This window comes from Beijerinckia sp. L45 (assembly GCF_009765775.1).
Classification (GTDB): Bacteria; Pseudomonadota; Alphaproteobacteria; order Rhizobiales; family Beijerinckiaceae; genus RH-AL1.
On the sequence record NZ_LMUU01000031.1, the window covers coordinates 34,465 to 56,165 of the forward strand.

Consider the following 21,701-nt stretch of genomic DNA (forward strand, 5'->3'; position numbering starts at 1 on the left):
ACGTCTGAAATCAAGATCGCGATCAAGGGCTTCTTGTTTATCGCCGCAACTGCGCCCCGTTGAAATGTGACATGGGTCGCGGGCCGCATCTGTCGTTCGCCTTCTATGCGCCCGGCCGTTATCAGAACGACCATCATATCGGGATCGCGACGTGCCGACCGCCTTATGGAAAGAGGGCAGGGGTGTTGCGCACCCGCAAAACCGCAATGCTCGCGATCCAGCATCCGATGAGGACAACAAGCTCCGAGGCGAAAAGTCCGACCATCGAAACCGCAACCGATTGGGTCACGACGAGAAACGCAACCAGGGGGACACCCACTCCCGCGCCGATGATCGACACGATCGCGATCTGCTTGAAGTCGCGGGTGGCCTCCAACAGGATTTTTGGAGCCGCGGAGAGCAGGGCCGCCGTCGCGATGCACGAGAGTTCGAGCGTGATCAGAGACAGCGAGCTTCCCGTGAAGCGCCCGGCGAAAAGACGATTACGCAGAAAAGGATAGGCGATCGCCAGGGTCACCTCGTAGGCGGCGCACGCCGCCAGAATGCCAAGCGACATGGTGATCAACAAGGACAGCACCTTGCGGGACCTCGGCCCCTGCAGGATCCGCGCGAGTTCCGGCTGCGTCATGTTTGCGAGGGCGATCGCCGCCAAACGAAGCGGCGACAGGATCGCGGTCATTGCGGCGATCGGAGCATAGGCGGCGGGGCCGGCCAGCACGGCGATGACCAGGGTCGGACCCTGAGACTGAATGGTAGCCGATGTGACGCTGACGATCGACCAGGACAACGATGGCAGCAATTTCGTAAAACGCAGGCGGATGCTCTTGCGCAGCGAAAGCCGAACCGGTTGACGCAAAAGCATCAACGCGACGGCGATACCAGCGAGGTGTGCAGCGGTCAGCGCTATAAACACGTCGCGCAGGACATCGGACGTGTCGGCGCGCAGGATAATCGGAACACACAAGCCTGTTGCAACCAGGGCGAAGGCAAAATCGCCGGCGGTCGCCAGCACCGCGCGTTGTTGCGCAAATAACGCCATGCGGACATAGCTGCGCAGGGCCGACATGCCGATAAACGCGCCTGCAGCGATGGCGCACGAGAGACCTGCAAGCGCGAATATAGTTGCACTAAGAATAGCGCAACCAAAGGCGAAGGCCGCAGCGCCGGACCCGAAACTGACGGCATAGGCACGTGCCGCACTTTCTCTCCGGCACTGCGGCACAAACGTGCAGACCGCGATGCCGAACAGCGTCCGCATGTAGATGGCGGCGAGCCCACTGATCAGAACGATGATCGCGAATTCGCCGTAGCTTTGGTCGGGAATGGAACGGGCCAGAGCGATATTGAGCCCGAACGCCAGCGCGCTTTGCAGGCCTTCTCCACCGAGCATGATGGCGAAGCGCCAACCGAGCCTGCTCAATATTTCGATCAAGCCGCCCGTCCCGAAGCGTCGGAGGGCGTCGACACACGAACAAGGCCCGGCCTACTTTCGAGCATCGTTCGAAGTCTGGCCTGGATGGCGTGTGAGGCCACGGCCTCGCTGAACAAAGCATCGTAGCGTGCCCGTCCCGCTTCGGGAAAGCTCGCCCACGAGGCGGGATTCTCGATCAGAACCTCGAGTGCCGCGGCGAGGGCAGTCGCCGATCCCGGCTCGACCAACCATCCGGTCTTCCCGTCGGCGACGACTTCCACGAGGCCGCCGATGGCCGAGGCTACCGGCGGCCGCCCGAAGGCCATGGCTTCGATCGCGACGCGCCCGAGCGATTCCGGCAAGCGCGAGGGCACCGCGACGACATCGGCCCAGCGATAAAGCGATGCCGGGTCCGCCACGAAGGGTTGAAGAGAAACTGTCTTATCGAGGCCCGCATCCTGGATCATCGTGGCAAGCTGGGCTTCGCGTTGCGGGTCCTCGAAGGCGCTTCCCACGATCCGAACTTCTGGGCGCATCGCAACGTCCAACCTTGCCAAAGCCTCGATCAGAACCTCTTGCCCCTTGATTCGGCTGATCCGTCCCAGCATCAGAAGGCGAAGCGGCCGCGACCCGTCGTATGTCATCGGTTCGGCGCGGGGCGGCCCGGCGACGCCATTGTAGATGACGCCGGATATCACGCTTGCGGGAAGATCGAATGCACTCCGGCTCGACTGCGAATTGAAGATGACCTCCGCCTTGCTCCAGCGGATGCATGCCCGAAGGATCGCCAGGACGGCGCCTTGCGGCAGTTCGTGAACGTGGATGATGGCGCGCCCCGGCCGGAAACGCGCGGCGAGCATGTAGTCGGCGAGCACCGTCGTATTCAGGTAGACGAGATCGCTATACTTCATCCGCTTAAAGGCCCGCAGGATGGCGCGGGGAAGGCGCAACAGGTCGCGGGTTAACAACCGAAGAAGGTCGCGGCGGCGGAGGACCCAGACCGGCTCGATCACAATGCGCGACGCGGCACCGTGAAGCAGGGCCTCGATCGGACCGTGCCGGGGCAACACAACGTCGATTTGTGCATCGGGAAAGCCGGCGCGTATCGCCTCTACGCTCTCGATGAAGCTTCGATCCGACCCGTAGAGTTCGTAGCCCTGATGCACGCAGGTAATGCGCATTCACGTAATCTCGGTGGAGGTAAGCAACCCAAGGTGGCGCTGCCTGCCACCTAGAAGACTACAACCTTAGCGGAAGGCAAGGGAAAGGTCGGCATCCTCTGAAGCCTGTGGCCGCTCGCATGCGTGGTTCCGGGCCGTTCTCGTTCGACCATCGATGCGCTAAGACTTGGCCGAGCTGCCGATCGCGCGGCGATCGCTCGTTCAAACCTCGCGCGACACGACGAATTCAATCGGGGACGGCCGTCATCACGCAGCGATCAGTCGTCATTATGGGAACGAGGGGCATTCCGGGGGCCCATGGCGGGTTTGAGACCTTCGCCGAGCACCTCAGCCTGTTTCTCGTGGCACGCGGCTGGCGGGTTGCCGTGTATTGTCAGATCGATGGGGGCGCCGTCTCGCGGCGCCAATGGATCGACGACTGGAAGGGCGTCGAGCGCATCAACATTGCGGTCACCACGAAGGGCCCGCTGGGAACGCTCGATTTCGACTGGCGCTGCATCCGCGATGCCATGTCCCGCGACAGCGTCTGCCTCGTGCTTGGCTATAATTCCGCAGTGTTCCTGCCGTTTCTTCGATGGAAGAAGCGCCGGATCCTGACCAACATGGATGGACTGGAATGGCGCCGGCAGAAGTGGAGCCGTCCGGTCCGCGGGTGGTTCTGGGTCAATGAGTGGATCGCTGCCTGGGTCTCGCACAAGCTGGTCGCGGATCATCCGGCGATCGCCGATCACCTCGCGTCGCGCCGGTCTCGCAACGGGATCGTAATGATCCCATACGGCGGTGTCCCCATCGAAGCCGCCGATCCCGCTCTGCTCGCCGTACGCGACCTTGTTGCCGATCGATACCTGACTTCGATCGCGCGGATCGAACCGGAAAATAATATCCTCGAAATTGTCCAAGCCTTCTCGCGTCGGGTGCGCGGTGCGAAGCTCGCCGTCCTCGGCACGATGCATGAGGGCAATGCCTATCATCGCGCGGTCAAGGCCGCAGCGGGTCCCGAGGTTTCGTTCCTCGGTCCCATCTACGATCAAGACGCGCTGCGGTGCCTGCGTTTCCATGCGCGGGCCTACGTCCATGGCCATTCGGCCGGCGGTACGAACCCGTCTCTGGTCGAAGCGCTTTGGGCCGGCAATGCCGTCATCGCTCATGACAACGGGTTCAATCGTTGGACCGCCGGCGCGGCGCAGTTCTATTTCAAGGATGTCGCCGGTTGTGACGCTGCAATCTCGTCGATCCTCGATAACGACAAACTTGTTGTCCCCGCACGCCTTGCCGCGCGCGCGCGGGCCCGGCAAGCGTTCGCCTGGCCGGACGTCCTGGCGGCCTACGAACGTGAGTTGCTAGCCCTCGGTCATGGCCATGAGGCCTGACGGCGTCTCACGGCGCGACGCGCTGCTGTTGACCGGATCGGTCTTCGCGGCCGGCCTCGAACCGGGCGTGGCGGCTGGAAGCGCCGCGACGAAACCGGCTGCCTTCAGGCGGGGGGTCAACACGTTTCCCTGGTTCTCGCTGACGCGCGAATTTCACGCGCCGCGAACCGACTATGCCTGGCCGCCATTTCAGGAGGAGAGGGCCGTGCCGCGACCAGAGGATCTTCGGCGTCTCGCCGACGCCGGCTTCGACTTCGTGCGGATCCCGGTCGATCCGGGCCCGTTTCTCGATGCGCGCGACGGTCACCGCAAGCGTCTGATGGCATCGTTGTTCGATGCGGTCCGGGCGGCGCAAGGCGCCGGCCTCGGTGTCGTCGTCAACATCCAAGCGAACGATGCGACGCACTACTATCGGTCCGCCAACCTGATCGCGGCGATCGATGCGCCGCTCTTCGCCGCCTATCGCAGCTTCGTCGTGGCCTGCGCGGAGGGCTTGGCCCCGATGGGGCCGCGCATCGCCTTGGAGCCGGTGAACGAACCGCCGAAGGCGTGCGGTTCAGAGACGTGGCTGGCGGTTCAGAGCAACCTGTTTGCGGCTGTTCGGGCTCGGGCACCGGCGCTCACCTTGGTAGCGACGGGGTCGTGCGGCAGCATGGTCAGCGGTCTGACGGCGCTGGACCCCAAGCCGCTGGCTGCCTTCGCACCCCTGCTTTTCACCTTCCACTTCTACGAACCGTATCTTTTCAGCCATCAGGGAGCGCCTTGGATGCAGGAGCCGGTATACCGCGCCTTGAACGCGGTGCCGTGGCCCGGATCGGCAGGCTCGCTCGAACAGACCTTGAGCGCGGTAAAGTCGCGCATGGAATTGGATGCCGGCCGCTCTCCAGCAGAGAAGCGGGAGGCCTTGGCCATCACCGAGCGGCTGATGCGCCAGTATTTCGAGGCCAATCCGGGCGTCGGCTTTCTCGCGCTTTACTTCGATCAGGTCAGCGCCTGGGTGCGGGCTCACGCTATTCCGAGAGACCAGGTGCTGATGGGGGAGTTCGGCGCCGTAAAGACCTGGGGCACGATCGTCGGTGCTTCTCCGGCGGATCGTGTCCGTTATGTCCGCGATGTTCGCGAGGCGGCCGAAGCGCGCGGGTTCGGCTGGGCTTTCTGGAACCTCTTCGACAGTATGGGTCTGATGGACGATACGTCCCGTGCCTTCGATGCGGACATCATCCGGGCGCTCGGATTGCGGAGCTCGCCCTGATCGCGACGAAACAGCACCAGCATCATCAAGGCGAATTTTGCGAGCAGGGTCGACTTGCTGCCGAGGCTCTCGAACGTGTTGATCACGATCAGAAACCCCAGCATCGGCAAGGCCATCCCGGGCCTGGACGAGCGTGTCAGTTCGTAAAGGAAGAAGCCGAGTGCGACCATCATGAGCGCGGTGAGGATCGCACCCTGATACAGGATCGTGCGGACGATAGGGTTTTCGATCCCTGACATCAGTCCGTTGACCCGGCGCAGACTCTCGACGAGGCCCTGATCCGGACCGATCAGCAGATCGGCCAGCGGAATTTGCTGGAGGAGCGTCAGCATATCGACACGCGCATTCGCGCTGCCGCCATCGGACGCGAAGCGGTCCAGGATGGCATCGAAGAACCCGCCTGAAACTAGGCCGATTATGACGATGGGAGCCGCGGTAGCGATCAGAAGGGCGACGACCACCCCGCCGATCGGAATGCGGTGCGATCGGACGGCTCTCGCGAAGAGAAATAATCCTTGAACGCCGCCAAGGACCACGGTCGTCACGAGCGCGGAGCGTCCGCCGAAGACTACAAGGGCGAGAAACTCGACAAGAATGATGCTGCCTTTGACGCCCGGCGACAGCCGTCCGCCGCCGGCAAGAAGCGCCAGGATATAGAAGGACGTGATTGTCGCATTGCCGAGCGGATGGCCTTGAAGCGCGGTCGATCGCGTATCCGTCACTAGCAGGGCACCGTCGAAGCGGTACGGGAAATAGAGATGCTTGGTGCCGAATTCGACCAGCCCGAGAAGTGCGTTTGCGACCATTGCGGCGTGGATGACGATCTCGATACGGGCGCGTGTCGGCGTGTCCGATTTTGCGAACAAGCCGACGGCCAGCGCCGCCAGCATGTAGGTCTCGCGCGTGCCGGCCATGCCCGGGCCGGCATTGACGACGATGTCGACGAACAGAACGATCGTCGCCATCAGAAGCAGGAATGCGGCGGGTCGATAACGCGCCAGCTCGACGCCGAAGGCGACGGGGTTTCCGGCCTCGATCGCAGCGATCGCGAAAGCGGCGACGACGAGGTAGGTGCCAGGGTGAATTTTGCTGGCGGCGCTGCCGGTCAGGCCTTCGTAGTTGATCCCGACAAGCCAGAGCATGCCGCCCGAGACTGTGTAGAGGACCAGGACGCTGAAGACGAAGAGATGTGAGGGGATGGTGGCGATCGGTGTCAGACCGCGCGCGGTCTGGAGGATACGCCTGTCGACCGGGTGCGCGCGTTCCACGTCAGGCCCTAAGCGGGGTCGACAAGAATGGCCGCCGAGATCGAGCGGCCGCACGCATCGGAAATGGCTTCGCTTGCCGTGGCAACATCGCGCTGCGGGGTCACGCCACGGACGGCCACGAACAGGATTTGGTCGACGCACGCCGCCAGAGGCGCCGCCCACAAGTTATCGGTCAGTGCGCCCCCGTCGAAAACGATGAAATCGAAGTCATGCGCCGCAACCTGCATGAAGTCGTCGATCGTTCGTTCGCGCAGCGTGGAGGCCGCTCCTGTGTCGGCACGTCCGACACCGAGCCGCTGAACGCCGGGCGCGTTCCGACGATTCAAAGTGGTTTTGAGACTGCAATCGCCACGCAAAACGTCGAGAAACCCGTCGGCGTCATGGGGCCCCGCCTCGAAATCGGCATCGATCAAGAGAACCGAAATGGCAAAAGCCGAGGCGACCGAGGCCAAGCCGGCTGTTACGTCAGTGCGCGCCTTGCTGTCGTGAGAGACGGAAGTGACGAAGAGCGTATGGAGCGTCGTCGCCTCGCGCAACTCGGGCAAGGGGCCGAAAAGGCGACTGAGCGCCAATCCCAAGGCGTTGCTTTGCGGCGAGGCTGGACGGGCCACACGCCGCAGGCTCGGCCAACCCGATATGCGTTGCGTTTGCGATGGCAGAACCCCCACGAGGGGCGCGCCTGTCGTGTGCTGGATATGCGCAAGCGACAGGATCGTTGGCCTCAAGAACTCGAGAAGGAAAGCGAGCGTCGCTCCGAGTCCGATGCCGCCGATCAACGCCCCGAGCATGATGAAGCCTCGGGCCGGCCAGCTGGCCTGATCCGGCGGAACGGCCTTGGAAAGAATCCGTGTGTTCGATGTATCGATGCCGGATTGCTCGCCGGTCTCCTCCGCCCTGCTTAAAAAGGACTGATAGAGGGCGCGGCGCGTGGAGGCTTCCGCATTGAGTTCCCGCAGCTTCACCGACGCGTCACCGCTGACGATCGTCTTCTTTTTCAAGGAGTCGAGGCTTTGATCCAGAGCGCGTTCGTTCTTCTGGGCTCGATCGAGTTCGGAATGCGCGGAGCGAGCCAGTCGCTCGAGTTCGGTGCCGATAGCGGATCGGGCTTGGCGGACCTCTGCGACGAGCGCGATGAGATCGGGATAGCGATCGCCATAGCGCGTCCGCATGTCGGATTCCCGCCTGAGGAGATCGGCATAGGACGCGCGGAGCTGTGTGATCACGGTGGACTGAACCGCCTCCGGGATCGCTCCTTTATCCAGACCGCTGCGGCGAAGAGCGTCGATCTGCTCGGCGCGGACGCGGAGTTCTGCGGTCTTTGCGCGTGCATTGTTGAGCTGCGCGTTGGTGTCGCCGAGCTGTTGATCGCTGAGCAATTGCCTGTCCGTGCCGATCAGATCATGCGCGGCCTTGTAGGTCTCGACCTTGTCTTCCGCAGCTTTGACCTGCGCGCGGAGATCGTCGAGGTGGGCCGCTAAAGCTTCCGAGGCTCTTGTCGACGACCGCGCGCGCGACTGGACCTGATCGTTCACGTAGGCTTCGGCAATCGCATCTGCGATTTTGGCGGCGAGGTCCGCTGAATAGGCCGTAAAGATGATGTCGACGATGAATTCGCGGTCGGCGCGCTTCAAGGCCAGATGGGCGCGGAGCACCTTCAGGGCTCGATTGACGGAGGCGTTCGGATCCGTCGCGTCGCTCGACCCCGACAGCCGTTGCATCACGGACGAGAGAATGCCTGGTTTCACCGCGCCATAATCGGGCTCGTGATCAAGCCCGAGCTTTTGGATGGCTTGGATCAGAACGGTATCCGAGCCGATCACACGGGCTTGGCTCTCGACTTGGATGACGCCACCATCAGCCGCGAGGCTGTCGGGATTGACATCCTTTGTGACGATCTGGCGCCCGCGCGGATCGATGAGGAGCTGAGCTGAGGCCGTGAACTGCGATTTCGTCGTCAGAACGTAGGCCGACGCTGCAAGGACGCAGATCGCGAACGCGGCGCAGACCCATGCGCGGCGGCACCATAGAATCCGCCAGAGATCCGCAATATCAACAGCCCCGGCAAACGACGAAGGGGCCTGATCTTCTGCGACGTCCATAGGGCTGTACGGGATTGGAGCCTCGATGCTGGATCGCCAGTTGGCCGCCAACCCTCGGAGATCTTGCGTCAAGTTGCGGAGACCCCAATGTCAGGTACGCCAGAATGGTTAACAAGTTTCTAAGCGGACGACAATGCAAGTTGTGTCTATGATCTGATACACGCGATTGAGGTAAAGCGGCACTATTGAATTACCTGTGCCAATCGCTGTAAGGGCTTGATCAAGGTTCGGTCTATTGGAGATCTCGGCTTGCATCTGACGGTTCGCTTCGACGGTACCGTAGTGCGGCCTTGGCATCTCCGACTTCTTGAACGTCTGTCGGAAAGGCCCGGCTGCGTCGTCTCGATCGACGCCAGGCCAGGGCCGGGCGCCTTGCCGACGAACGCGGATCTGTTATTTCGGATCGAGGCAGCTTTTTTTGGCCGCTCGAAGTCTGCTTTCGGCTTGCCAAAGCCTCTCGCAGATCGGCCGAACGATGCGACGCCTGTCGATCTCATCCTCGATCTCTGTGGCGACGTCGTCCGGGCTGACTGCGAGGTTTGGCTTTTGTGCTTCGATGATCAGGCAGGCGAGCAAGCTCTGCTTCCGTCTCTTATCGCCGACCGCGCCCCGGTAGCGACCGTTCGTCGACCCGACGGAACCGTTGTAGCCACGGGGCGCCTCGCAGCAGCCGGCAAGGGCAAGCTTTTCAAAGCTTACGAAACGTGTCTGATTCGGACCGTGACGCTCATCATGGCGGCGTTGGACGGCGCCGCATCGAAGACCGTACCGGCCTTGCCCGATCAAGAATTACCGGCGTTCGTGGCGGATCGGCTGAACTCTTGGGACGTGATCCGAAGGGTGACGACGATGTTCGGCCGTCAGGTCGCACGGCGACTGTACACCATCGCCTATGACACGCCGCACTGGCGTGTCGGTTGGCGGCAGACGGGCCCCGACCTTTTCGATCTCGGAAGTCGTCCCGAGCATGGGTGGCGGGCTCTGCCTGACGACGGATCACGCTTCTATGCCGATCCGTTTCCGATCGACTATCGCGGCGCGGTGACGCTGTTTGTCGAGGATTTTTCGCACAGCACCCAGAAAGGCATCATTTCAGCCGTCACGTTTGGCGCAGACGGACCGATCGGGAGACCGGAACCGGTCCTCGAACGCGACTATCATCTGTCCTATCCCTTCGTGTTCGAACAGGACGGTGAGGTCTGGATGATCCCGGAGTCCTGCGCGGCGCGCTCCATCGATCTTTATCGGGCGACGGCGTTCCCCGCAGGATGGGTCAAGGACAGCACGCTTGTCGCGAATATCGTGGCAAGCGATGCCACCGTCCAGAAGATACGGGACCGGTGGTGGATGTTCGCGACGGTCCGGGACGAGGGGGGCGACCACTCCGACACATTGCATCTGTGGTCTGCGGAAGACTTCCGCGGGCCGTGGATCGCGCATGCACGGAACCCAGTGCTCATCGATATCGCGTCGGCGCGCCCGGCGGGACGTCTCACCGAACGGGACGGCGCGATCTTCCGCCCCGTCCAGGATTGCCGGTACGGTTATGGCCAGGCTTTGGCGATCGCCCGTATCACGAAACTCGACGACGAGGGTTTCGAACAGACCATCGAGGCGCGAATGCAGGCGGGGCCGCACTGGCGCGGGAGCCGCCTGCACACGCTGAACGGCGCCGGCGGATTCGAGTTCATCGATGGCTCCGGGCGGTCGCGCAATCGTCTCTTGCCTGGTCGCTCCTAAAGACTACGGGACATCCGCAATGCGACCGCTCAATCAGCGGGCGATGACTTCGTCGAGCCAAAGGCCCGCCTGCGCAGCTTCTCGATCCGCAAGCGCTGCGGCAGTGTTTTCAGGCCGCGATAGATCCGCTCCAAGGCCAGGGCCACTGCACCCGCAAGGCTTCGTGCGCCCACCATCGAGTCCAGGCTGACGCTTTGGGTCGCAAAGCGATGCTTGAAGTCTTCTTCGCCGAACAGAAAATCGATCGTCTTCGACCCGTGATCGATCGACCATTTGATGTAGTCCATCATCAAGACAACGCCGGGCGAACCCTTTTGGAAGTCGGCATCGTATGCGGTCACGAATGCCATCATCGTATCGCCTTTGACGAAGTTGACCGAGGCGGCGACGATGAGTCCATCACACTCCAGAACGAAGATCCGCAGCACGCCCACCGCTGCCAGAATTTCGACAAGCGTGGTCAACGTCGTGGACGCATCGTCGAAGAGGGGGGTCTTCTGTGCCGCGTCCTTCTGGCGCTTCAGCGCCGACAGGCGCTTGACGATGGGCGCGAGCGGCTCGCTCGGGTCGACAAGTCTGAAGCCCGTTGTGCCGCGCTCGCCAAGATAAGACAGACCGCGCCGATAGTTTTGACGGGCTTTTTTGGTTTGGGCTTGAAACCAGGCATCGCCCGTCGGCCAAGGTCCGCAGACACGAAGACTAGCGTCACGACGATGATATGGACGTAATTTCTGACTTGCCGATCGCTCTCCAGTCAGGATTTGCGCTTTCGCTTCCGGTAGAAGGCGATTGAGATAAACAATGTCGAAGCCGCCTGCCGACCAAACCTTGTCCCAGAGGGTCCGGATCAAGGTTCGATCGAGTTCCGGGTTTACGAGACCATCGGCGTAATCGACATAATCCTTCGCGGCCCATTCCACCACTCGAAAGCCGCTCCGGCGTTTAGACGCGAGCGGCAGGATCGCGTCCAGGGTCGCGGCGTCCCGCCATGCGAGGACGATGTTGAGTTTGCGGTTCTTGCGATCGGGAATCGTCTCCCACCAGGTCATGACCCAGTCGTGGCGTTGGAAGACGTAGCTGTCTGTCCGCAACCAGAGATCTGTCCACGCCGGCCCGATCTCGATCAACCGCTCGGTCGTTTCGACGATCTCGATCCGATGCAGCATTGTCGGGCCGCTCAAGGCAAAACCTTGTCGTTCGGCCGCGTGTTGCGCGCCACAAAAGACGATGCGATGTGGCCCCCCATTTTCTTGAGAGGAAGCAGATATAGGCCGAACAGCGATTGATAGGCATCCACGTCGCGGTCGATGAGACCAAAGGTGAAGGCCTCTTCAGGCTCTGGAATGCATTGGGTACCAAACAAACGATCCCAGAACGAGAACAGCAATCCAAAATTCTTGTCGTAATGCTTCGGGTTGGTGCTGTGGTGAAGTTGATGCCAATGCGGGCACAAGACCACATGGTTGATCGACCCAAACGAGATCCGAAGGTGGGTGTGGCGGACGAAGTCCATCATCAGAATATTGCGCATGACGTAAACGTTGATGCCGAAGATCGTCACTTCGACGGGATCGAGCGCGATCAAAGTCCAGATTCCGAAGCAGAGTCCGGGAATCAGACCGTCCCAGGCGCGGTTCATCAGTTCGTCGAGGGGATGGACGCGATCCTTCGTGATCCCGACCATGACTTCCGCCGAGTGATGGACCTTATGCAGCTCCCACAGAAACGGAATGCGATGTTGCGCGACGTGATAAAGATAATAGGAAATATCGTAGGCCACCAGCATCGTAACCGTAAAAACGACGATCGTCGCGGGACCCGGTGGTCCCGGAACAATCGGGTCGTGAATGCCAAGAACGGCTTGACCGACAAATCTGGTGCAATAGGCGACGGCACTGACAAAGACCGCTCCGGCGGGAATGAATAGAAATGGCGTCATCAGCCGCTTCGTCAGCCAGAACGCAAAGTCGGCTTTGGCCGATGCCGTCGTCAGGACGTCTCGGGGAAACATGAACGTCAGGAATTCACGTGGCGATCGCTCCCCGCCGTTTTTCCAATAGGCGACCCCTGCGCAAACGAAGGCCGTCGCCAAAAGCAGCAGCATCGCTGCGAGGCTTTCAAACGATAGACGCTTCGATATCATCTCGACGAACGTGTTCGACATGTCGATCCTAATTCGAATTCACACTACCTGTCGCGACAGCTGATCGCCTCAACAAGAGGCTCCAAATAATCTTACGCCGCCGGCACCTTTTGAAGGCGATGCTCGCGCTGTGATACCCGTCTTTCATCGCGCTCGCGGTCGGCGCGGATCGTCCTTCTAAACATTATCCCAGCGCAATGGGCAGTCTTACAAAAAGTTTACCTTAGAGCTGATTCGTGTAAAGGCGCGAACCGCGAATATTATCATGGCGTTATATGTTTGGTGAAGACGCGTTCCGGAGCGGAGCAAAGCGATACGACCGCTTTTGTGTTTGAAGTCTAAGATTTTACATGGTCTGGCGGGGGCGCGACGATCTGTTGTGCCTGCTTACTGGACAAGACCCTGAAACTTGAACGATCCACGACCGCGGTCGGCCTTTACCCGCTGGATCACCGTTCCGATGACCAACCCGGTGTCCGTCGTTTGCGCAAACAGGATATTCCCGGTCTTTGTGACTTGTTCGCGGCGGCGTTCCGCAGCGGATCGGTCATCCGCCGTGATGCTGTCGCGCTCGCGCTCGAACGAACCTATCTCACCTCCCCGGGCGATCGCCTGCAACCGGCGTCGCTGGTCGACGTCGGTGCCGACGGGACCATCGACGCGTTCATGGGGATCGTCACGCTGTCCGCCAGGCTCGGTGACAGGCCGTTGCGCGTCGGCATTCTCGGCAATTTCATGGCTCGCGACTCCAACCGGGCCAAAGCTGCGGTCCGACTTGCCCGGGCCACGACCACCGAGGATTTCGACCTCGTCTTTACGGATACGGCAAACCAGATCTCTCTCGGAATAACCCGTGCGCTCAAATACGCGGTCCTGCCGCTGCACAGCCTCGAATGGGTCAAAATCCTGCGTCCGGTCGAGACCAGCACGTTTCTCGTCGGGCGACGCATACCAGGTCTCGTGCGGGCCCTTGCACCGATCGCGCGGTTTCTCGATCGTGGCGCGCGGCGTCTGGCGTTCGCGTCTCTGCCGGCTCCAGAGCGAGGCGCGGTCACGGATGTCGCGATCTCGCACCTCGAGTTTGCCGACGCGGCGCTGGCCCTGGTCGAGCGGTTCCGCTTTCATCCCGACTGGAGCGAGCGGACGGAACTGCTTTGGCTTCTCGAGCAAGCCTCCCGCAAGACTCGCAACGGGCCCTTGAATGTCCGGAAAGTCGTGGACCCCCAGGGGAAGACGTTGGGGCTGTACCTTCTCTACGCCAGGGCCGGCGCGGCAGCCCATGCGCTCCAGATCCTGTCGATCCGCAACCATGAGCTTTCGGTGCTTGGCGCCGTGATGAAAAGGGCCGATGCGATCGGCGCCGTCGCAGTCCGCGGATCGGCCAATCCCCATGTGCTGGGCGGCCTGATGCGACAACGCGGCATCTTCTATCATCACGTCGCTGCGGCGACGAGTTTTTCACGGGATCCCGAGATCGCCGCCGCGCTGGCCGGCAACGACAGCGTGATCGGCGGCCTGCTCGGCGAAACCTGGACCCAGCTCTCGACGGAAGACTTTCGTTGAACCCTTGATGACCCCGCGTGATTCTGACCACGCCGTTTTAGTCCTCAGATCATAGAGCGTTTTCAAAAGCCTTCGGCGAGAATGCCGTTTGAACGATGATCCTCAGATCGAGACTCATTGACCAATTGTCGACGTAGTAAAGGTCATGTTCGATACGCTTCTGGATCATGCTCGCGGTGAGGATAGGGCCGCGCAAGCCGTTGACTTGCGCCCACCCTGTGATGCCGGGTTTCATATTGTGGCGCCTGGCATAGTTGGCGATCGTGGTCTCGAACTGCTGATCATGCGCGAGCGCATGAGGGCGAGGCCCGACAAGCGACATCTCGCCGTGAAGCACGTTTACCAGTTGGGGAAGTTCGTCGATATTGTACCGACGCATGAAGCGTCCCACGCGCGTGATGCGCCGATCGCCGCGTTCGGCCTGACGGACGTCGCGACCGTCTTCCAGCGTGCTCATGGAGCGAAACTTGACGATGCGGAAAGGCTCCTGATTGAATCCATAGCGGCGTTGAAAAAACAGGACCGGCCCCTTGCTTTCGAGCTTGATGGCCAAGGCGACGAGAGCGAACAATGGCGATAGGGCAGCCAGCAGGGCCAGCGCCCCCAACACGTCGAAAAGCCGCTTGATCGCGACTTCCGCTCGCGTCAACGGTTGGCGTACGAGGTTCAGGCCCGCGAAGGATCCAATCCGACTGAAGCGAACGTCGCCAAAACGCGACAAGGCCCGTTCGAGCCCGAGATGGACGGCCGCCGGAACGCGTTTGAACGCTTCGACGCATCCATCGATCGCCTCTTCTTGCGACCACGGCAGGAGAATGAAGACATCGTCCGGGCGCAGCATCCGTGCAGATGCCGCGGCTAAGGCGAGGTCGTCAGCCATGGTCGTCGGCCCACGCAGTACTGAGGCGCCGACCAGGACGCCTGCCGTCCAAGGATCGTTTTGTGTCGTGAAGCGCGTGATCTCGTCTTCCCCGCCGACGAGGAAGATGCGCTGAGCCGTTGCGGTATCCAGCCGATCGTTTCGCTTGAGGCCGACAACGACGAAGCTGCGGAAGGCGAGAATCGTCCCGAAGCCTGTGCCATATAAGAGCGTCATCGTCGCACGAGAAAACAGGTCGGTCGTCTTTGTCGTGAACACGAGAACGAGCGCGGTCACGAACGTCACGTTCCAGATCAGGAAGGCGCGCCGTGCATGACCGGAGAAGGTGCGATAGCGCCTGATATCGTAGTCTTCGCGCAAGATCGCTGTGATGACGAATATGATCCCGAGACAGAAGCCCGTCCCGGCGAAGAACAGCGTCATGCCCGCCGTCTGATAAAGCAGTTCGTGGTAGGCGTAGCCGACGAGGCCCGCGCTGAGGGTGATCGCCGCGAGATCGACGAGTGCTGCGGTCACGGCAAACCGCGCACGCACGCGCGCGGGACTAAGTCTTGTTTTGCCCCGCCTTAACGCGCCAAAGGTGGTCGCTGCAGGCCGCAATGCCCCACGATGGAGCACAGGTGGATCGAAATACAAAACGCCCTCTCAACAGGCAATGCGAGTTGTCTCAAAAATCAACGCTTTGGCCGAAATCCGACACGCGCGCGTTCTTCCAAGCAAGCGAACGGCCACCAGGAAAGCCCGCGGGCGACGTAAAGGCCCTGACCGCAGGGTTAATAGGCATAAACCATGGTGTCGAGTCGCCTTTTGGTGCCCAAGAGGTGTTTCTCTCGGGATAAAGCTGATTGATTGGTCGAGTGCGCCTTTCCGCACCTTACAGCCGGCACCAAAATGGGTAATGCCTTTGGATTGGAGCAGCCGCCTGTAGATGCCCGTCCCAAGTCGATGATTTTGCAGTCGCTTATCATTGTGCCGATGTAACGCGACGACGCCTGCCAATGATGACGTGCACGCCCTTAGATCTCTTGAATCAATTACTTGCCTATTTCTGGTCGGGTGGTGGGTGGCTCGAGAAGTCGCCGAGAGCCTATGGTGGGTCCGGACGAGTTTGAAGCTTTTCCCGCGGCACACGGAATACCGGTGCCCACCGTCTCGATCCGAGGAACGAGGGGATCTCGATCGAGCCCTCGGTGAACCTGCCGATCGTCGATGGCGGGAAACGGACGGCGCTCGAACGCGTCACTGTGGTCCGCGACGGGGCTCCGACGCAGTATCGTGGCCGAGTCCCGCAGGCGGTCCAGGAGGTCGAGAATGCCCTTGCCGTCGCTCGCTCACGCGCATCGCTGAGCTAGGCAGCACGGTATTCCACGTCGCGACGCCGCATGGTTTCGGGAGACGCGTTGCCGGCACCTCGGGCAAGCTGAGCTTCCGTCCGTGCGGCCGCGTCCGGCAATACGCCTTATATCGAAGGGATCACTGGAAGCCTAATGTCGCCGGCCTCCGACCGCCGATCCTTGAGTCGCTTCAATCGCTGGACTACCGGAAGGAATCCCTATGCTCGCACGCGTCCGAGACCCCGTCCGTGTCGGCCTGATTGGATACGGCTTCTCAGGTCGGACGTTCCATGCCCCGCTCATCCAGTCCGTGCCCGGCCTCAGGCTTTGCCTTGTCGGATCAAGCGACGCCGGAAAGGTGCGCGCCGATCTGCCGGGCATGGCCGTCGCGGTTGATCCGATGGCGATCGCATCGTCGACGGACATCGACCTCGTCGTCATTGCAACACCCAATGACACGCATGCGCCGCTCGCCCAAGCTGCGTTGATGGCTGGCAAGCATGTCGTCATCGACAAGCCGTTCGCTCTGGATCTTGGCGAGGCCCGGAGCCTCATCGCCACCGCTGTCAGATGCGATCGCTTGCTTTCGGTGTTCCACAACCGCCGTTGGGACAGTGACTACCTAAGCGTCAAGGACGCCATCGCGGATGGCGTCGTCGGAACGGTCAAGGTCTTCGAGTCCCGCATCGATCGCTTCCGCCCGCAGGTCAGGGACCGGTGGCGCGAACGCGGTGGTTGCGGCGGTGGTCTGCTGTTTGACCTGGGCCCGCACCTGATCGATCAGGCCCTACAGCTCTTCGGCCTTCCCGACCGGATCGATGCCGATATGGCGACGCTTCGCACCGGGGCCCTGACGGACGACTGGTTTCATGTCGTATTCGACTATCCGGCCCTTAGGGCCGTACTCCAGGCCAGCATTCTGACTGCCGGGGGGACGTCACGCTTCGTCGTCCACGGTGATGCAGGCACGATTGTAAAGCCCAAAGCCGACATCCAGGAGCAACAATTGCTTGCCGGCATGAAGCCAGCCGCCGCCGGATGGGGCGAAGATCCGGATCCGCTGATCGTCTACGATGGTGAAGGCAATCGACGAGCTTTTGCGGCGTCGAACGGGGACCAGCGCCTCTTCTACGTCGGGATAGCGGACACCTTGCTGAGAGGCGCACCGAGCCCGGTTCCGCCGACCGAGGCAATCGAAGTCATGGCGTGTCTCGAGGCGGCGCTGGAATCCGCTCGAAGCCACGCGTCGATCGTTCCTACGCCTTAGCTTTTGAGGCCGGGACGAGCCGCCGCGGACCGATCTTGAAAATGACGGGCCCTTCGTCCGGACGTGCGTCAAGGACACATGGACATTTTTTATGGGCCGCCGCAGCCATCGAGCGCTACCAGCGCATCCGCGATGCCGGGGATCAGGAATGTTGCCGGGGCCGCCTCCTTGCCGTCGAAGGCCAGCGCGATCGCGCCGGCGCGGGCGAAGTCGGGCAGCGACGCCGCCGGGAAGACCGCCGCGAGATAGGGGCCCGTTTTCGCGGCGTGCCAGGCGACGAGCGGCTTGATCGCGGTCTGATCGAGGTGCGTCGTCACGAGCACCACGGAGTTTTCATTCCAGGCCCAACCGTCGTGCTGCAAGGTTACAGCAATCGCGCCCTGGACCTTGCCGAGAAAGATGCCGGTCGGGTGGCCTTCGTCGCCATAGGCATAGGTGATGGTGCAGTCGCGGGTGTCGACGGTCCAGCCACCGACCAGCGCGCTCGACCCGCCGGATGCGACCTGCGCCGCGTCCTCCCATTCGGCCGTCGGGCGTTCGGTGACGAAGGAGTCGACGTAGCTCGAAAAGCTCTGCGCGATGGTCGTGCAGAAGTTGGCGTTGGCGGCGATCAGCGGGTCGATCTTGGCCTGGGTCCGGGCCTTGTAGGCGGCGACTTCGGCCGCCGACGACTTGGATTTCTTGATCAACGCTTCGAGCTTTTGCGCGATGGCTGCGGTCTGGGCCGGCGTCGCGACCACGCCGCAGGCGGCGGCCTCGTAGCGCAGCGCCAACCCGGCGCCGAGCAACTGGTAGACGGTGCTGCTTTGGGATCGCTTGGGTGCAGGCGCATCGGCGGCGCCCTGCGCATGAGCATGGGCCGACAGCATCAAGCAGCCGACGGTCGCGATCCCAAGGCGTCGTCCGATCATCGTGCCCTCCCAAGCCTTCGGTCTACGGTTGAACGGGATCGTGCAGCGGCGATAGGGTGACACGCGCCGCGCAGGCGAAAATCCAACGAATTGCGTACGATGTGGTTTTTAGGGCATGGCATGCCCGTTTGATTGAGCTTTGCCCGCCCATGGCGTAGAGCAGGGCCGAAGCCGTTCAAAAGCCGCGCAAGAGGCTGCAGTTCGATCGAAAGAGACCAAGTCATGGTGGATAGACCTCGCCGCCCGGTCAGCGCGGTGGATGCCGCGGAAGCCGTGTTCAAGCCGGCCCCCAAGGTGGCGCCGCCCGTCGTGTTGCCGCGCGCGATCCCCGGCGCCAAAGAACTCGTCTCGCTGCGGATCGACCAGGACGTGCTGGAGCATTTTCAGGAGCAGGGGCCGGGCTGGCAGGATCGGCTCAATGCGGCACTGCGGAAGGCGATCGGTTTTGACTAAGGCAACCAGCTTGTTCGAAGACGTGCGCGCGGCGGTCGACACCAGTGGCTTCGCCTTCGTCCATGCCAAAGAGATGGCCGCGCTTCTGGCGATCGGCGAGGATGGGCTCATCGGCTTCGCGGTCAGCTGGGACGATCTCGGCGAAGACCGTCACATGGCCGATGGCGGGCGCTATCGTCGCCGCCGTCACGCGACCTTCGATGTGTCGGCCGAGGCGGTCACCCGCCGCCCGCACCAGCCGCACTACCAGGGCACCGACTTCAACCCGCTGAACGGCGGCATCGAGCGCTGGTTCGAGCCGGTGCGTGACGATGTCGCGGCGCATCCGGCGATGCAGGCGGTGCTTGCGACCTGCTATGACCTGTTCGACGCGCTCACCCCGGTCGCTGATCAGCCGGACTCGTGGTTCGTCGAGGTGCATCAGTTTCGTATTGAAGCGAGCACCGACGGCGCGGGCCAGCCGACGCCGGAAGGTGCGCATCGCGACGGCGTCGACTGGGTTCTTGTGATGCTCCTGGCGCGCGACAACATCGCCAGCGGCGTGACGACGATCAGCGATCTCGACCGTAAGCCCTTGGGGTCCTTCACACTGACCGAGCCGCTCGACTCCGCCATCGTAAACGACGCGCGGGTATTCCACGGCGTCACCGCCGTCGAGCCGCTGGACCCCGCGCAGACGGCGCACCGCGACGTGCTCGTGGTGACCTTCCGCCGAAACTGAGCCGTGCGGCCCGCGCCGCGCGATTAAACCGCATTGCCAGGGCTTCCCGCTTCAGGCGTGATCGAAGCCACGCCGGAGCATGGTCGTGGGGCATACTGTCAAACTCAAATCGCTGATCACCCGGATCAACCGCCACTTGGTCAAGACCCAGGAGCGGCTGTGCAAGGCGCGCCCCAACGAGGTCGAGGCGCTTGGCGAATATTATCTGGTCGATGGCGCACAGAAGGCGATCTGCCGTTGCCGCCTGGAGCCGATCGCTTTCGCCGCGGAACGCCGCATTTTGATGCCGGACGACATCGTCGAGGTCGCGACGGCGCCTGTGGTCGAGGCCGAGGCGATGGCTCTCGCGCGACTGACAAAAACACGGAAATTCTGAGGCGCTGCAATCCCGAGACGCTGGGTCGTCCGGCCGGATCGCGCTTTCCGGCTTGCGGAGACCGCGCAACACGGCTTCCGTATGGCATCCGCTTCGGGGACATTGAGATGAAGCTCGCAGTCCTGCTCGTGCTCTGCGCCCTCGTCATCGTGGCGGCAGCCGGCCTATGGCTCTACACGCCCGACAAGCCGCGAGCGGCGCTCGAGGCGGCATACCATATCGCGCCCACCGGCTATCGCGATATCGCCGGGATGCGCATGCGCCTGGCGGACAGCGGTCCCAAACGCGCCCCCGCGCTGATCCTGCTGCACGGCTTCGGCTCCAGCCTCGAAACCTGGGACGCCTGGGTCAAATCGTTAGCCGCCGATTTTCGGGTGATCCGTTTCGACTGGCCCGGCTTCGGACTGACCGGCCCCGATCCCACCGGCGATTACAGCGACGCTCGCAGCCTTCAGATTCTGGCGGCGGTGATGGATGCCCTCGGCATCGACCGCGCGAGCCTGATCGGCAATTCCATCGGCGGCAAGCTGGCCTGGATGTTCGCTGCCAAAAACCCGGCGCGGGTCGACAGGCTGGTGCTGGTTTCGCCCGACGGCTTTGCCAGCCCCGGCTTCGACTACGGCAAAAAGCCCGAGGTGCCGCTGATGGTCCGGGCGCTGCCCTATACGCTGCCGGCCTTCATGGTGCGGGCCAGCATGAGCCCGGCCTTCGGCGACCCCACGCGGATGGACGAGGCCCTCGTCGCGCGCTATCGCGATTTCATGCTGGCGCCGGGCGTGCGGCCGGCGATGATCGCGCGCATGGAGCAAGTGACGATGGTGCCCCCGGAGCCCCTGCTGCGCGGCGTAAGGGCGCCGACCCTGCTGCTGTGGGGCGAGAAGGACGGCATGATCCCCGTCGCCAACGCCGCCGACTATCTGCGGACAATGCCCGATGCCAGGCTCGCCGCGCTGCCCGGCCTCGGCCACGTCCCACAGGAAGAGGCGCCGGCTCTGTCGCTGAAGCCGGTGCTCGATTTTTTGCGCGCGCCCTGAAGGGTCAGGTCCGCTGCATTGCGGCTTTGACCTTCTCCGGCAGGAACGGCACGGAGCGCATGCGCGCGCCGGCCGCATCGAACACCGCGTTGGCGATCGCCGCGGGGACGATCGAGGCGGAGGGCTCACCACCGCCCCACGGCACTTCGTGCGGCCGATCGATCAGGTCCATGACCACCTCCGGCACCTCCGGAAAGGTCAAGATCGGATAGCTCGACCAGTCGAGGCTCGTCACGTGCGAGCGGTCGAAGGTTATCTGCTCCTTGAGCGTGCGGCTGACCGTCTGGATGACGTTGCCTTCGAGCTGGTTGCTGATGCCGTCAGGATTGATGATCTGCCCGCAATCCTGGACGACGAAGAAGCGCACGACGCGCACGGCCCCGGTCGCCTTGTCCACCTCGACGTCGGCGACGCCGCCGACATAAGTGCGCACCAGTTCGTATTTCACGTAGGACATGCCGCGCCCGAACACCGCGGTGCCGGTCGGCTCGCGCTTGGCCGCGCCGGGTTTCCATGCCGCGAGCTTTTGCAGCCGATCCAACAGCTCCAGACCGCGCGGATCCTTCAATACGCGCCGATGATAGTCGAACGGATCGACGCCGGCGGCCACCGCCAGCTCGTCCATAAAGCTCTCGTTGGCGTAGGTGTTCTGTAGCCGGCCCGGCGTGCGGATCCACGACGGCTTGAACGGCGTCGTC

The 21,701-nt window shown here is 62.5% G+C and carries 18 protein-coding genes and 1 pseudogene; 10 read left to right on the forward strand and 9 right to left on the reverse strand.

Annotated elements, in window-relative coordinates; all coding sequences use genetic code 11:
• Positions 1-163 precede the first annotated feature (163 nt).
• Both GSQ79_RS02750 and GSQ79_RS02755 read right to left on the reverse strand, forming a co-directional pair.
• Positions 164-1,432, reverse strand: a complete 1,269-nt coding sequence (locus GSQ79_RS02750) for a hypothetical protein (RefSeq protein ID WP_158807209.1) — start codon at positions 1,430-1,432, stop codon at positions 164-166.
• On the reverse strand, positions 1,429-2,592 hold the full coding sequence (locus GSQ79_RS02755) for a glycosyltransferase family 4 protein (RefSeq protein ID WP_158807210.1): 1,164 nt from the start codon (positions 2,590-2,592) through the stop codon (positions 1,429-1,431). Before GSQ79_RS02755 ends, GSQ79_RS02750 begins: the two co-directional genes overlap by 4 nt.
• Positions 2,593-2,837: 245 nt before the next feature.
• Between GSQ79_RS02755 and GSQ79_RS02760 the strand changes: the two genes are divergently transcribed.
• Positions 2,838-3,962, forward strand: coding sequence for a DUF1972 domain-containing protein (locus GSQ79_RS02760; RefSeq protein WP_256378980.1), 1,125 nt, complete (start codon positions 2,838-2,840; stop codon positions 3,960-3,962).
• Complete coding sequence (locus GSQ79_RS02765; protein ID WP_158807212.1) at positions 3,952-5,214, forward strand: glycoside hydrolase family 5 protein; 1,263 nt, start codon at positions 3,952-3,954, stop codon at positions 5,212-5,214. Before GSQ79_RS02760 ends, GSQ79_RS02765 begins: the two co-directional genes overlap by 11 nt.
• A 26-nt stretch (positions 5,215-5,240) precedes the next feature.
• Here the strand turns inward: GSQ79_RS02765 and GSQ79_RS02770 are convergent.
• Positions 5,241-6,536, reverse strand: a pseudogene (locus GSQ79_RS02770) (VpsF family polysaccharide biosynthesis protein); the annotation flags it as partial.
• Positions 6,491-8,581: an exopolysaccharide transport family protein gene (locus GSQ79_RS02775; RefSeq protein WP_158807213.1), complete on the reverse strand. Its 2,091-nt coding sequence runs from the start codon at positions 8,579-8,581 to the stop codon at positions 6,491-6,493. The pseudogene GSQ79_RS02770 and the gene GSQ79_RS02775, both read right to left, overlap by 46 nt.
• 720 nt (positions 8,582-9,301) lie before the next feature.
• Between GSQ79_RS02775 and GSQ79_RS02780 the strand changes: the two genes are divergently transcribed.
• Positions 9,302-10,321, forward strand: coding sequence for a hypothetical protein (locus GSQ79_RS02780; RefSeq protein WP_246725064.1), 1,020 nt, complete (start codon positions 9,302-9,304; stop codon positions 10,319-10,321).
• Between the two features lie 29 nt (positions 10,322-10,350).
• Here GSQ79_RS02780 and GSQ79_RS02785 read toward each other — a convergent pair whose 3' ends face one another.
• Together GSQ79_RS02785 and GSQ79_RS02790 are read right to left on the reverse strand one after the other, a co-directional pair.
• The gene (locus GSQ79_RS02785) at positions 10,351-11,448 is read right to left on the reverse strand and encodes a GNAT family N-acetyltransferase (protein ID WP_246725065.1); all 1,098 of its coding nucleotides are present in this window, start codon (positions 11,446-11,448) and stop codon (positions 10,351-10,353) included.
• Positions 11,449-11,498: 50 nt separating this feature from the next.
• Entirely contained in the window at positions 11,499-12,485 is a 987-nt protein-coding gene (locus GSQ79_RS02790; protein ID WP_158807215.1) for a sterol desaturase family protein, read from the reverse strand.
• A gap of 462 nt (positions 12,486-12,947) precedes the next feature.
• Here GSQ79_RS02790 and GSQ79_RS02795 point away from each other — a divergent pair, with 462 nt between their 5' ends.
• The gene (locus GSQ79_RS02795; protein WP_158807216.1) at positions 12,948-14,027 is read left to right on the forward strand and encodes a hypothetical protein; all 1,080 of its coding nucleotides are present in this window, start codon (positions 12,948-12,950) and stop codon (positions 14,025-14,027) included.
• A gap of 49 nt (positions 14,028-14,076) precedes the next feature.
• Here the strand turns inward: GSQ79_RS02795 and GSQ79_RS02800 are convergent, their stop codons facing one another.
• On the reverse strand, positions 14,077-15,423 hold the full coding sequence (locus tag GSQ79_RS02800) for an exopolysaccharide biosynthesis polyprenyl glycosylphosphotransferase (protein ID WP_158807217.1): 1,347 nt from the start codon (positions 15,421-15,423) through the stop codon (positions 14,077-14,079).
• A 674-nt stretch (positions 15,424-16,097) separates the two neighbouring features.
• Between GSQ79_RS02800 and GSQ79_RS02805 the strand changes: the two genes are divergently transcribed.
• Together GSQ79_RS02805 and GSQ79_RS02810 are read left to right on the forward strand one after the other, a co-directional pair.
• On the forward strand, positions 16,098-16,259 hold the full coding sequence (locus tag GSQ79_RS02805) for a hypothetical protein (protein ID WP_158807218.1): 162 nt from the start codon (positions 16,098-16,100) through the stop codon (positions 16,257-16,259).
• Positions 16,260-16,461: 202 nt separating this feature from the next.
• Positions 16,462-17,508, forward strand: a complete 1,047-nt coding sequence (locus GSQ79_RS02810; RefSeq protein WP_158807219.1) for an oxidoreductase — start codon at positions 16,462-16,464, stop codon at positions 17,506-17,508.
• Between the two features lie 89 nt (positions 17,509-17,597).
• On the opposite strand, the gene GSQ79_RS02815 is transcribed toward GSQ79_RS02810, so the two are convergent.
• Positions 17,598-18,419 (reverse strand): hypothetical protein, encoded by an 822-nt coding sequence (locus GSQ79_RS02815; RefSeq protein ID WP_158807220.1) that lies wholly within the window; start codon positions 18,417-18,419, stop codon positions 17,598-17,600.
• A 222-nt stretch (positions 18,420-18,641) separates the two neighbouring features.
• Here GSQ79_RS02815 and GSQ79_RS02820 point away from each other — a divergent pair, with 222 nt between their 5' ends.
• From GSQ79_RS02820 to GSQ79_RS02835, 4 genes are all read left to right on the forward strand, one after another.
• The gene (locus GSQ79_RS02820) at positions 18,642-18,872 is read left to right on the forward strand and encodes a BrnA antitoxin family protein (RefSeq protein ID WP_158807221.1); all 231 of its coding nucleotides are present in this window, start codon (positions 18,642-18,644) and stop codon (positions 18,870-18,872) included.
• Complete coding sequence (locus GSQ79_RS02825; protein ID WP_246725066.1) at positions 18,865-19,593, forward strand: 2OG-Fe dioxygenase family protein; 729 nt, start codon at positions 18,865-18,867, stop codon at positions 19,591-19,593. The genes GSQ79_RS02820 and GSQ79_RS02825 overlap by 8 nt, the downstream gene beginning before the upstream one ends.
• A gap of 85 nt (positions 19,594-19,678) precedes the next feature.
• Entirely contained in the window at positions 19,679-19,969 is a 291-nt protein-coding gene (locus GSQ79_RS02830) for a hypothetical protein (protein WP_158807222.1), read from the forward strand.
• Between the two features lie 107 nt (positions 19,970-20,076).
• A complete protein-coding gene (locus tag GSQ79_RS02835; protein WP_158807223.1) occupies positions 20,077-21,003 on the forward strand; it encodes an alpha/beta fold hydrolase in 927 nt (308 codons plus the stop codon).
• Positions 21,004-21,007: 4 nt separating this feature from the next.
• Here the strand turns inward: GSQ79_RS02835 and GSQ79_RS02840 are convergent.
• Positions 21,008-21,701, reverse strand: a 694-nt coding sequence (locus GSQ79_RS02840; protein WP_158807224.1) for a molybdopterin cofactor-binding domain-containing protein, incomplete at its 5' end; no start/stop codon positions are given.

Excerpts from the sequence above, each read along its gene's own strand:
- GSQ79_RS02810 (WP_158807219.1), top strand. The coding sequence starts at position 16,462 with ATGCTCGCACGCGTCCGAGACCCCGTCCGTGTCGGCCTGATTGGATAC.
- GSQ79_RS02820 (WP_158807221.1), top strand. The coding sequence starts at position 18,642 with ATGGTGGATAGACCTCGCCGCCCGGTCAGCGCGGTGGATGCCGCGGAA.
- GSQ79_RS02790 (WP_158807215.1), bottom strand. The coding sequence starts at position 12,485 with ATGTCGAACACGTTCGTCGAGATGATATCGAAGCGTCTATCGTTTGAA.
- GSQ79_RS02765 (WP_158807212.1), top strand. The coding sequence starts at position 3,952 with ATGAGGCCTGACGGCGTCTCACGGCGCGACGCGCTGCTGTTGACCGGA.
- GSQ79_RS02775 (WP_158807213.1), bottom strand. The coding sequence starts at position 8,581 with ATGGACGTCGCAGAAGATCAGGCCCCTTCGTCGTTTGCCGGGGCTGTT.
- GSQ79_RS02755 (WP_158807210.1), bottom strand. The coding sequence starts at position 2,592 with ATGCGCATTACCTGCGTGCATCAGGGCTACGAACTCTACGGGTCGGAT.
- GSQ79_RS02835 (WP_158807223.1), top strand. The coding sequence starts at position 20,077 with ATGAAGCTCGCAGTCCTGCTCGTGCTCTGCGCCCTCGTCATCGTGGCG.
- GSQ79_RS02815 (WP_158807220.1), bottom strand. The coding sequence starts at position 18,419 with ATGATCGGACGACGCCTTGGGATCGCGACCGTCGGCTGCTTGATGCTG.